The sequence below is a fragment of the Winogradskyella sp. 266wxhm genome (assembly GCF_058964685.1).
Window position 1 is genome coordinate 2,577,252 of record NZ_CM179559.1, and the last position, 11,484, is coordinate 2,588,735.

An 11,484-nucleotide genomic window follows, 5' to 3' on the forward strand; every position below is an offset into this window, starting at 1 on the left:
AAAATTTTTAAAAATTAAATTAATCTTGGTCATTTAAAGACGTCCAAGTTTACGTCTACTCCTCGCGAAAGAATATTTTTATTTACCTAATTCTAATTGGTTTTTAACTAGGTTATAATAGTTTCCTTTATTATTAATTAACTCATCATGAGTTCCTATTTCTACAACTTTACCTTGGTCTAAAACCACAATCTGATGTGCGTTTTTTACGGTACTTAATCTATGTGCAATTACAATAGCAGTTTTATCTTCGAAAAAGTGATTTAGTTTTTCCATAATGGTCTTTTCATTGTTGGCATCTAAAGCAGAAGTTGCTTCATCAAAAAACAAAAATTTAGGATTTTTATAAACAGATCTAGCAATGAGTAGTCGTTGTTTTTGACCTGTACTCAGTCCTTTTCCTTCACTACCGATTTTGGTGTTAAAGTTTAAGGGCAGCTCTTCTATGTAATCGGAAATATTTGCTACATCTATAGCATGTTTGAGACGGTCAATATCGATATAGTCTTCACCAACAGCAATATTGTTTGCAATAGTATCGTTGAATATATATCCTTCTTGCATTACCACACCACAGTTTGCCCTCCATGTTTTTTGTGAAACATTGTTTAGATTAAATTTTCCTAAATAAATTTCCCCTTTATCAATATTGTAAAAACGTAGTAGTAATTTCATCAATGTGGTTTTACCGCTACCGCTAATACCTACAATGGCTGTTGTTTTATTTGCAGGTATAGTTAGAGAAAGGTCTTTGATTACTGGTTCTAATTCACCAGTATATCTAAAGGTTACATTTTTTAAAGTTATATCTGTGTTTTCTGGGATTTTGGTGATTTTGTGATCTTCTGGTTTTTCCTCGTCATCCATATTATGAATCTCACCTAATCGTTCTATGGAAATTTTAGCATCTTGCACTTCCCTCATAAAGTTTATAAGTTGTACAATAGGCGCGTTAAGCTGACCTACCATATAACTTATAGCCATCATCATACCTAGTGTTATGTTACCGTCTATTACTAATGTTGCTGAAAGTATGGTAATAAAAATGTTTTTAAGCTCGTTTATTAAATTTGAACCTACACTTTGAGTCTGTTCTAAAGCTAAGTTTTTAGATGCTATTTTAAATAGTTTTGCTTGAACGTACTCCCAGTTCCAACGCATGCGTTTTTCGGCATTATGCAGTTTTATTTCCTGCATACCATTTATCAGTTCTATAACCTTACTTTGTTCTTCACTGACTTGAGAAAACCGTTTATAATCAAGTTCTTTTCTTTTTTTAAAGAAAAATAATACCCAACCTATATACAAAACACTTCCGATAAAAAAGACTCCAAAAATTTGAAGACTATAAAAAGCTAAAATGAAGCTGAAAACAATTAGATTGAAGAATGAAAAAATGATTGTTAGGGATGACGTTGTAAGTATACGTTCTATACGTTTATGGTCATTAATACGCTGTAGTAAGTCACCTGTCATTTTTACATCAAAGTAAGAAATAGGTAATTTCATTAACTTAATGAAAAAGTCAGAAATTAAAGAGATATTAATCCTAGTACTCAAATGCAGTAGTATCCAACTTCTGATAATCTCTAAAGAGGCTTTGCCAACAAAAAGAGCTAATTGAGCTAATAGAATTAAATAAACAAAATTTAAATCTTGGTTTTGAATACCAATATCAACTATACTTTGAGTTAAGAAGGGTAGAATTAGTTGTAGCAAGCTACCGGCAATTAAACCTATTATAAGTTGAATAATGAATTTCTTGTACTTGAATAAATATTTAAATATAAAACTGAAACCAAATTTTTCATCGTCATCAAACTCTGTTTGATAAAATTTAGGGGTCGGTTGTATCATTAAGGCAATGCCTTCTTCTGTATTTTTTTCAGCATTATTACCTATCCAATGTTTTAAAAAATCTTTTTCATTGTAGTTAATTAATCCATGTGCAGGGTCGGAAATATAATAGGTGTCCTTTTTAATTTTGTATAATACCACATAGTGGTTGTTATTCCAATGTATTATACATGGCAAAGGAGCCTTTTGTATTTTTGTTAGTGAGGTTTGTAATCCTAATGTATGAAAACCTATGGATTCAGCAGCATCGCTTAAACCTAACAAGCTACTTCCTTCTCTAGTGGTTTCGCTTAAAGTCCTTAATTCTTGAGTGTTAATGGTTTTTCCGTAGTGTTTGGCAACAATCTTGATACAAGTTGGTCCACAATCTTTTGCTTCAGTTTGTCTATATGAAGGGAATTTTTTAATCAATTGAGTATATTTGCGTGAATATTTTTAGGTGTATACAGTTTACGTCTATTCTTCGCGAGAGAGAAATATTCAAAATAAAGCCCTCTAAGAGGGCTTTTCTATTTTCACTACGCCTTTTGTAATATTAAATTGTCAGTTGAATTTTCTTCTAATTCTTCAATAAAATAAATTAGGTCATCTCTACTGTATTCCTTAGGATACATTTTTTCATTAATTAGTAATGCTGGAGTGAAATTTAAATTACTTTCATTGCACCATTCTCTACTTTGTAAAAGAATATCATAGAAATAGTCAAGGTTTTCACAATTCCCCCATTTTTTTAGCCAATCTTCAGTATTGACATCACCATAAATATCATGCATTGCGCTTAAACTCTCATTCCTTCCTTTAGAAAAATAAAGTTCTAGCAAGCGACCAGTAACATTCACAGCTTGTGCACCCTTGTCATTAGTATTTATGTTGAAGCGAATCTTTATTTCAACATCGTCTTTGTGCAAATCAAGAATTTTAGAGATGAGTTTATGTACAGATTTACAATGGCCACAATAAGGGTTTGTGACAATAACAATTTTTAAGTTTGATTCCTTATTTCCAAAGCTCATTTCTTGAAAATCAGGAATAAAAGTATTTACTGTTTCTGAATTTTGTATTGCCAAAGAGAATAAGCCAAAATTCTTTTTGAATTTTAAATAGTCAATCTTTAACTTATTAAAATCAATATTTGATTTTTTTGCATTTGATGTAAAGTTCCAAATAAAAATTGCAATCGAGTAAGATGCTATGATTGCTAATATAGATTGGATAGGTATGTCAAAATATAATAGGTTGTTTGTTATCAAAAGACCAGCTTGTAACCAAAGTATTGTTACTATTGTTAAACATAGTGCACACCATTTTTTTATAATAAATTTCTGATAGTAAATAGAATATACAGTAACAGGTAATGCGAGTAAACTTATTAGGTAATTTACGCTTAAAGAAAATCCAGATGCTTTAAGCATAAAAATAGAAATGCTGCTAGCTAAAAAGTAAACCATACTAATATCACTTAGTTTGATTGTTTTGAAAAGTGTAGCACCCTTGGAATTCAATACAGAGTCGCAGTCTTTTTTTTCATTTGAAATATTGCAAAGTGTACTGTTTATGATTGTAGTTTCACCTTGTTCTTGTTTGAAAATGGCGTAACTGACAATAACTCCAAAAATGGCTAAAAGTATATATAAGAAAGATGTGAGATTTGATATACCATAAAAATATTGATATAATATGATAAATAAGAAAGCGGAAGCTAGTAAGTAGTGTTTATTATTGTTAATTATTGCTTCAGGTTTATTTGTGATATCATTTTCTATTATAGAAACAACACCTGTAAAGTTTTCTAAAAACTGTTTTTTATTTAAGCTTTCTTGTTTCTTTTCTGAGTAAGTTACTTTAAAGCTTTCTTCTTCTTTATGAACGAGTGCTAGTTGAGGTGCGTTATTATAATTTACTTGAGCTATAAAATATTCAGGTAGTTCTTTTAATACATCTTTATTGACAGGTAGCCTTATGGCTGCATTTTCAATATTAAAGTGATTTAGAACACCAGTTAAAGCGTGTAAACTTGGGTAAGAAGGGTGAGAAAGGAACTGTATTTCAAGTTCGTCAAAATCGATTCTAACGTTAGATTTTTTAAGAAAAGATTTTAATACATAGAGCAAATTATATCCCATAAACTATCATTTTTAGATGAATTTGCAAAAAACAACTACTAGTATATACCAGAAAGGAAAGTTGTTTTCAGCAATAAAATGTAGTCAACAAGAATATTGCTGTATAAATTTAGAAAAAAAAATCTTACAAAAAAGTTTATTAACTTTTTAATAATATTTCTAAATAGATTTTTTTTAAAATATATTTTTTGGTGGGTTCATGGCGTAAGGGTTTAAGCTTTATCTAATTAATAGATTAGCTAAATTATTTTTTAATAAAATTTATTTCTAATCCCCTCCCAACGCAAATCTCTAATAAATTTACCTTCATCTTTAGAAACCAAAAATTCTGTGTTTGAGGATTTGGCTTTAAAATAGCCAGCCATATAATCTTTGAATAATCTGAAACTTCTTTTTTTCGAAGCTAATTTCAGAGCAGAAATTAAGGTAATCCAAAAGCCATAACGCATTCTATACATCGCTTCTCCTTGTAAATATTTTGAAGCCTTATTGTAGGACTGTCCAGTAGGTTTTAGATGTTTAATGTGTAGCGATTCGTCGGTTTTAATTTTCCAACCATGGTATTTTGCTAGTAGCTCATCCACAGTATCCCAACCCATTGAAGGTTTTAGTTGCCCAATTTGTTCAAAGCAATCTTTTCTGTATGCTTTTAAAGCTCCTCGTATATGATCTTTGTTGGTCAGATTTTCAAGTACCCATTCATTATCTTTTTCTATATAACAAAAGCCTGAAGCCATACCAAGTTTAGAATCGTTTCTAAAGTGTTCAGCAAGTTTTTCGAGGTAATTTTCTGGAAAAATAAGGTCGGCATCAAACTTACAGATAATGTCATACGAGTCATCTAGAGTTTCAAAACCTTTGTAAAACGCATTTATAATTTTAGAGCCTGGTAAATGCTGATCAGAAGATTTTGAAATGACCTGAGAAATCCAAGAATGTCTTTTTGAAAAATCATCAACTATAGCTTCGGTTTCGTCAGTAGAATTATCATTAACCACAACCAATTTTTTAGGTAAAAGCTTTTGTTTGGCTAGTGATTCTAGTGTTTTGCTAATAAAAGCCTCTTCGTTATGAGCAGGTATGACGATGTAGAAATTCAATATCTAAATTCTAAATTTCAAATCTAAAGAATTCTATCCGGAAATTCTTTCAGCGTAGACAATATAATAGCGATTTGTAAACCGTCTCAAAAAAGGTCTGATTCCAAACTTTTTTACAGGATTTGTCCATTGTTGACGATCAATAATTTTCCAGCCTGTTTTTTCTAAAAGCCAATCGAGCTGCCAGTCTTCAAACTCATGGTAATGTCTATCCCATTTATCAGTTTTACTTCTGTAGGCGGAAGCAAACCATAATCTCATAGGAACGCTAATAACAAGTTTTTGAGATTTAATAGATTTTAAAACCTCGTAAGGTGAGAGTAGGTGTTCAAAAATTTCAAAAGCAGTAACAACTTCTGCTGAAGAATTTTCAATCGTAGAACGATCTTCATCTAAGTCTTCACCTTTGGTATTTTCAACCACATATCCTTCAGAAATCATAATTTCTGAAAAAGGATTTTTGACTCCTAAATCTAAAATAGTTTCAGAAGGATCAATATGCTTTTTTAAAAACTGAAGTGTGAGTTTAAATCGCTTATTAGGAAATGTTTTTTCGTACATCGTATCCGAAAAATGATTTACAAATTAATATTTGTAAACAATAGCATTAATGTGCATACCTGCTCCGACACTTGCTAAAATAATAACATCACCTTTATTGATTTCGTGCCCTTCAAGTTTATGACTTGTAATAAGATCATAAAGCGTAGGTACTGTTGCTACAGAGCTATTACCTAGTTTATGAATACTCATTGGCATGATACCTTCAGGTGCTTTAGTTTTATATAGTCTATAAAAACGATTTACGATAGCTTCATCCATTTTCTCATTGGCTTGATGGATAAGGATTTTTTTGACTTCAGAAATATCAATACCACTTTTATCCAAACAATCTTTCATTGCCTGAGCAACATTGGTTAAGGCGAACTCGTAGATTTTACGACCATGCATTTTTATGTAACGAGTATCTGGACATAAATCTTTATTGTTTGAATTTCCAAAGAATAAATAATAAGCTTCGTCATATGTGAAAGAAGCAGATTCGTGTGCAATAATACCACCCTCTTCTTCAGTAGCTTCAATAATACTTGCGCCAGCTCCATCAGAATAAATCATAGAATCTCTATCATGCTTATCTACCACACGGGATAAGGTTTCAGATCCAATAACGAGACATCGTTTTGCTAAACCAGCTTTAATAAATGCTTGAGCTTGTATAACTCCTTCAATCCATCCTGGACAACCAAAAAGAATATCGTAAGCAACACACTTCTGATTCTTAATTCGTAAGCTGTGTTTTATACGAGAGGCTAAACAAGGTAAAATATCACTTTGAATAGTGTTAGCTTTTACGTCTCCAAAATTATGAGCACAAATAATGTAGTCTATCTCTTCAGGATTAACATTAGCATCGTCTATTGCTTTTTGAGCAGCTAAAAAACCGATGTCTGAAGCTACTAATTGGTCATCAGCATAACGACGCTCAACAATACCAGTAATAGCTTTAAATTTATCTACAATAATTTCATTAGGATGCTCTATTGAAGAACCGTCAGTATTTAAAAATTCATGCTGATGAAAGTCTTCATTCTTTTCAATACTTTCTGGAATATAGCTGCCAATACCTGTGATCTTAATGTTCATATATAGTTTCCGAATTTATTATTCTGTCTGAGGCGACAATGTAACTATATTTAATTTTAATATAAAGCTAAAGTGCCATTATTTTACGATGTTCAACGAGGTGATTATGCCTCCATATACTCTTCAATTGGCGCACAACTACACATTAAGTTTCTGTCGCCGTAAGCCTCGTCTACACGTCTTACACTTGGCCAAAACTTATTGTCTTTTACATACTCCAAAGGATAAGCAGCAACTTCTCTAGTGTAAGGTAAACTCCAGTCGTCAGCAGTTAACATATTTAAAGTATGCGGAGCATTTTTAAGAATGTTTTCTGTGTCTTCTTTGGTAGAGTTATCAATTTCTTGACGAATAGAAATCATCGCATCACAAAAACGATCAATTTCAGCTTTACTTTCACTTTCTGTAGGTTCAATCATCATTGTTCCGGCTACTGGGAATGATACTGTAGGAGAGTGGAAGCCGTAGTCCATAAGACGCTTGGCGATGTCAACAACTTCAATACCATTGTCTTTAAAAGCTCTACAATCTATAATCATTTCATGTGCAGCTCTACCATTTTCACCTGAATAAAGTGTAGGGTAGAAATCATTTAGTCTTTCTTTGATATAGTTAGCGTTAAGTATAGCAATCTCTGTAGCTTTCTTTAATCCTCTGTAGCCTAACATTTTTATGTAGCCATAAGAAATCATACATACTAAAGAAGAGCCAAAAGGCGCTGCAGAAATAGCAGAAATAGCTTGATGACCTCCTGTTTTTATAATTGGGTTTCCTGGTAGAAATGGCACTAATTGTTCTGCAACACAGATTGGCCCAACTCCAGGTCCACCACCACCATGAGGAATGGCAAACGTTTTATGAAGATTTAAGTGACAAACATCCGCACCAATATTTCCTGGGTTTGTTAGTCCTACTTGAGCATTCATATTGGCACCATCCATATAAACTTGACCACCATTATCATGAATGATTTGGGTTATTTCTTTAATTGCAGATTCGTAAACTCCATGAGTTGAAGGATACGTTACCATTAAAGCAGCAAGATTGTCTTTGTGTAATTCTGCTTTTTCTCTTAAATCATCAACATCAATATTACCATTTTCAGAAGCTTTGGTAACAACTACTTTCATTCCTGCCATCACTGCACTCGCTGGATTTGTACCATGAGCGGAAGATGGAATTAAACAAATATTTCTGTGGTCATCACCTCTAGATTCGTGATAAGCTTTGATAACCATTAGTCCAGCAAATTCTCCTTGAGCACCAGAGTTTGGTTGTAATGATGTTGCTGAAAAACCTGTAATTTCAGTAAGTTGATTTTCTAGAGCATTCAACATTAAAGTGTAACCTTTAGCTTGTTCTGTTGGAACAAAAGGATGCATATTTCCCCAGCTACTCCAGCTTAATGGTAACATTTCAGCAGCAGCATTTAACTTCATTGTGCAAGATCCTAGAGAAATCATAGAATGATTTAAAGCTAAATCTTTACGCTCTAAACGTTTGATGTAACGCATCAATTCAGTTTCTGAATGATAGGTGTTAAATACATCGTATGTTAAAAATTCTGATTGACGTTTTAGATCGTTCGGAATGGTTTCAGAGTCTGAAATGGAAGTGATTTTATCAGTTGTTTTTCCTGTTACAGTTTCAAAAACTGAAATGATATTATTAAGATCAGAAATGGTTGTGGTTTCGTTGATAGCAATAGTTACTCGGTGTGTATCTGGGTAATGGAAGTTGATTTCATTTTGCTCAGCTTCAAACTTCACTTTTACAGCATCTGCTTTAATACTGATGGTATCAAAGTAGTGTGAGTTAGTTTGCTCTAAACCTAATTTTTCCAAAGCCTTTGCCAAAGTAGAAGCCGAATTTTTAACTTTTCGAGCAATGAACGAAAGCCCTTCAGAACCATGATATACCGCATACATACTAGCCATAACAGCTAATAAAACCTGAGCGGTACAAATATTTGAAGTCGCTTTATCTCTCTTAATGTGTTGTTCGCGGGTTTGAAGTGCCATACGAAGCGCTCTATTACCATCAGCATCTTTAGTAACACCTATAATACGACCAGGAACATCACGTTTATATGCTTCTTTAGTAGCGAAGTAGGCTGCATGAGGTCCACCATAACCCATAGGAATTCCAAAACGTTGCGTCGTACCAACTACAACGTCTGCACCAAATTTTCCTGGAGCTTCAAGCATCACTAAGCTTAATATATCAGCAGCAACTGCTACTTTTATATTTTTTGCATTTGCTTTTTCAATGAAGCTTTTAATATCTGTGATTTGACCATTTTTACCAGGATATTGTAATAATGCGCCAAAGAATTCATCAGACAGGTTGAACTCAGCTTCATTTCCTATGACTAATTCTATACCAATAGGATTTGCTCTTGTTTCTAATAAAGAAATAGTTTGTGGCAATACTAAATCTGAAACAAAGAACTTATTAACTTCTGCTTTTTTCTGTGCACGATCTCTTACTGCAAATAATAGACTCATTGCTTCAGCAGCTGCAGTACTCTCATCTAAAAGTGAAGCATTTGCTATTTCCATACCTGTTAAGTCAATAACCATAGTTTGGAAATTTAAAAGTGCTTCTAGTCGACCTTGAGCAATCTCAGCCTGATAAGGTGTATAAGCAGTATACCAGCTTGGGTTTTCTAAAATATTCCTTTGAATTACCGCAGGTAAATTACACGGATGATATCCTAAACCTATGTAAGATTTAAACACCTTGTTGAATTGTGATAATTCGTATATATGATTTAAATATTCTTGCTCGCTCATTGCAGCATCAAGATTTAAATCATTCTTTAGGCGAATGTCTGCCGGAATAGTTTCAGAAATTAATTGCTCAATGCTATCTGCACCAATGGTGTCTAACATTGCTTGTTGTTCTTGTGAACTTGGTCCAATATGTCTGAGTGCAAAAGAAGTCGTATCCATTAAAAAAAGATATAGGTTGTTATATTTTGCAAAAATACGGTTTTAGGTATTTTATTTCGTTAATGAAAACTAAAGTTTTTAACCGAAACCAAGGGTTATTAACACAATGCGTATTTTTGTTTTATGGCTGTGCTAAAACGTATCCTTAATTTTTATATCAATAGTAGTGTTCATGTGGCATTAAGTGTTTATGCTATGACTTGGATAACCTTAATTGAATATGGTATAGAATACGATGAAAATACACTGTATTTTGTTTTCTACGCATCTATTACTGGGTATAACTTTGTGAAATATTTTGGTTTGGCAAAATTTCATCACAGGAGTTTAGCAGGTTGGTTAAAAGCTATTCAAGTTTTTTCATTTTTAGCTTTTTTAGCAATGTGCTATTATGCCATTCAGCTAGAGGTGAAAACAATAGTAGTTTTATCAATTTTGGGTTTGATAACTTTTCTTTATGCCATACCTATTGTACCAAAAAAATACTTTGTAGATGATAAAAAGAACCTCAGGCAGATTAGTGGACTTAAAGTGTATATCATTGCCTTAGTATGGAGTTTTACAACGGTTATTCTTCCACTTATTAATAATAATATTGATTTAAATTTTGATACAGCAATAGTTTGCTTGCAACGCTTTTTGTTTGTTATAGCACTTATGTTGCCTTTTGAAATACGCGATTTAAATTACGATAGTTTAAAATTGGGTACGATACCTCAAACTATTGGAGTAAAAAAGACAAAATGGTACGGAGTTATACTTTTACTTGTATTCGTATTGTTAGAATTTTTTAAGGATGACGTTTCCAATTCTGTACTAATTTCAGTAATGGTAATATCAATTATAACACTTGCGTTTATTCTATTTTCAAATAAAAAGCAATCTAAATATTACAGTGCGTTTTGGGTAGAAAGTCTGCCAATAGTTTGGTTGGCAATTTTATTGATGCTTGGTTAACTCTTGGTTGAATTTGTCTTGAAGTTTTTGGCGTTCTTCAGCTTTCAAGCATTTTACATTAGATTCATCAATAGTTTTGGTTAACGTACTGTTTCGTTTTGAGTAGGACTTGGTCATATTGCAATACGTTAGGCGAATTGAAAGTTTGAAGCGTTCCCAAAAAGTAGCTTCTCCATATTGCGCCTTGTCGCAGATGTGCTGTGCTTCTTCACAACTAATAAATAAAAAATGTTTCTTCATTTGTTAATCTTAAAACCAATTTTCTTCCATACAATCGGCCAATGCTGTACGTGCTCTATGAATGATTACCCAAAGGTTAGACGCAGTAATATTCAATTCATTACAAATAGTTTCAGTGTCGTAACCCAAAATAGTTTTCATCTTAAAAACCTCGGCCTGTTTTTCTGGTAATTTTTCCAAACAGGCATGTATAGCGTCTCCAAGCTCAGTGTTTTCAAGTCTTTCGTCAGCTGTTTTATAGGATGTGTCTTCTACGCGTTCTTCAAGCCAATCACCTTCGGCATTATCGTCATTGTAAGTCATTCTAACTTCAGCTTTACCTTTGTTAGAATTTATTTTACGGTAGTAATCTATGATTTTTCTTTTTAATATGGAAACGAGCCAAGTACGTTCGCTTGCTTCACCTTTAAAATTTTTCATGGATTTTAAACCTGCCAAAAAAGTTTCGGACACCAAATCTTGAGCAACCTCTCTGTCATTGACACGTGTAATGGTGTAATTAAAAAGATAATCTGAATACAGTTTTATCCAGTTGTTAGGGTTTATTTGGTGGTTAGGCATTTTTTAATTTCAATTGCTTCACAAAAATAGCTTAAAAAAATGAAATCA

The 11,484-nt window shown here is 32.5% G+C and carries 9 protein-coding genes; 1 reads left to right on the forward strand and 8 read right to left on the reverse strand.

The genetic code is table 11. From position 1 onward, the window contains the following. Positions 1 to 78: 78 nt before the first annotated feature. From AC2H4K_RS11440 to gcvP, 6 genes are all read right to left on the reverse strand, one after another. Positions 79 to 2,265 (reverse strand): peptidase domain-containing ABC transporter, encoded by a 2,187-nt coding sequence (locus tag AC2H4K_RS11440; RefSeq protein WP_281141600.1) that lies wholly within the window; start codon positions 2,263 to 2,265, stop codon positions 79 to 81. Between the two features lie 110 nt (positions 2,266 to 2,375). After that, the gene (locus AC2H4K_RS11445; protein ID WP_281141562.1) at positions 2,376 to 3,980 is read right to left on the reverse strand and encodes a vitamin K epoxide reductase family protein; all 1,605 of its coding nucleotides are present in this window, start codon (positions 3,978 to 3,980) and stop codon (positions 2,376 to 2,378) included. A 251-nt stretch (positions 3,981 to 4,231) separates the two neighbouring features. Next, the gene (locus AC2H4K_RS11450) at positions 4,232 to 5,080 is read right to left on the reverse strand and encodes a glycosyltransferase family 2 protein (protein ID WP_493742410.1); all 849 of its coding nucleotides are present in this window, start codon (positions 5,078 to 5,080) and stop codon (positions 4,232 to 4,234) included. Between the two features lie 33 nt (positions 5,081 to 5,113). Then, a complete protein-coding gene (locus AC2H4K_RS11455; RefSeq protein WP_493742411.1) occupies positions 5,114 to 5,641 on the reverse strand; it encodes a class I SAM-dependent methyltransferase in 528 nt (175 codons plus the stop codon). A gap of 24 nt (positions 5,642 to 5,665) precedes the next feature. Further along, positions 5,666 to 6,724 carry a 3-oxoacyl-ACP synthase III family protein gene (locus tag AC2H4K_RS11460; protein ID WP_493742412.1) on the reverse strand — a complete coding sequence of 353 codons (1,059 nt, stop codon included), beginning with the start codon at positions 6,722 to 6,724 and terminating at the stop codon, positions 5,666 to 5,668. 104 nt (positions 6,725 to 6,828) lie between these two features. After that, positions 6,829 to 9,678 carry an aminomethyl-transferring glycine dehydrogenase gene (gene gcvP, locus AC2H4K_RS11465; RefSeq protein ID WP_493742413.1) on the reverse strand — a complete coding sequence of 950 codons (2,850 nt, stop codon included), beginning with the start codon at positions 9,676 to 9,678 and terminating at the stop codon, positions 6,829 to 6,831. 123 nt (positions 9,679 to 9,801) lie between these two features. On the opposite strand from gcvP, the gene AC2H4K_RS11470 reads away from it, so the two are divergent. Then, complete coding sequence (locus AC2H4K_RS11470) at positions 9,802 to 10,635, forward strand: UbiA prenyltransferase family protein (protein ID WP_493742414.1); 834 nt, start codon at positions 9,802 to 9,804, stop codon at positions 10,633 to 10,635. Here AC2H4K_RS11470 and AC2H4K_RS11475 read toward each other — a convergent pair. Both AC2H4K_RS11475 and AC2H4K_RS11480 read right to left on the reverse strand, forming a co-directional pair. Continuing rightward, on the reverse strand, positions 10,618 to 10,875 hold the full coding sequence (locus AC2H4K_RS11475) for a hypothetical protein (RefSeq protein ID WP_281141557.1): 258 nt from the start codon (positions 10,873 to 10,875) through the stop codon (positions 10,618 to 10,620). The two genes, AC2H4K_RS11470 and AC2H4K_RS11475, sit on opposite strands and share 18 nt — an antisense overlap. Before the next feature lie 9 nt (positions 10,876 to 10,884). Beyond that, positions 10,885 to 11,436: a sigma-70 family RNA polymerase sigma factor gene (locus tag AC2H4K_RS11480; protein WP_493742415.1), complete on the reverse strand. Its 552-nt coding sequence runs from the start codon at positions 11,434 to 11,436 to the stop codon at positions 10,885 to 10,887. Positions 11,437 to 11,484: the final 48 nt, after the last annotated feature.

Excerpts from the sequence above, each read along its gene's own strand:
- AC2H4K_RS11460 (WP_493742412.1), bottom strand. The coding sequence starts at position 6,724 with ATGAACATTAAGATCACAGGTATTGGCAGCTATATTCCAGAAAGTATT.
- gcvP (WP_493742413.1), bottom strand. The coding sequence starts at position 9,678 with ATGGATACGACTTCTTTTGCACTCAGACATATTGGACCAAGTTCACAA.
- AC2H4K_RS11455 (WP_493742411.1), bottom strand. The coding sequence starts at position 5,641 with ATGTACGAAAAAACATTTCCTAATAAGCGATTTAAACTCACACTTCAG.
- AC2H4K_RS11445 (WP_281141562.1), bottom strand. The coding sequence starts at position 3,980 with ATGGGATATAATTTGCTCTATGTATTAAAATCTTTTCTTAAAAAATCT.
- AC2H4K_RS11480 (WP_493742415.1), bottom strand. The coding sequence starts at position 11,436 with ATGCCTAACCACCAAATAAACCCTAACAACTGGATAAAACTGTATTCA.
- AC2H4K_RS11475 (WP_281141557.1), bottom strand. The coding sequence starts at position 10,875 with ATGAAGAAACATTTTTTATTTATTAGTTGTGAAGAAGCACAGCACATC.
- AC2H4K_RS11470 (WP_493742414.1), top strand. The coding sequence starts at position 9,802 with ATGGCTGTGCTAAAACGTATCCTTAATTTTTATATCAATAGTAGTGTT.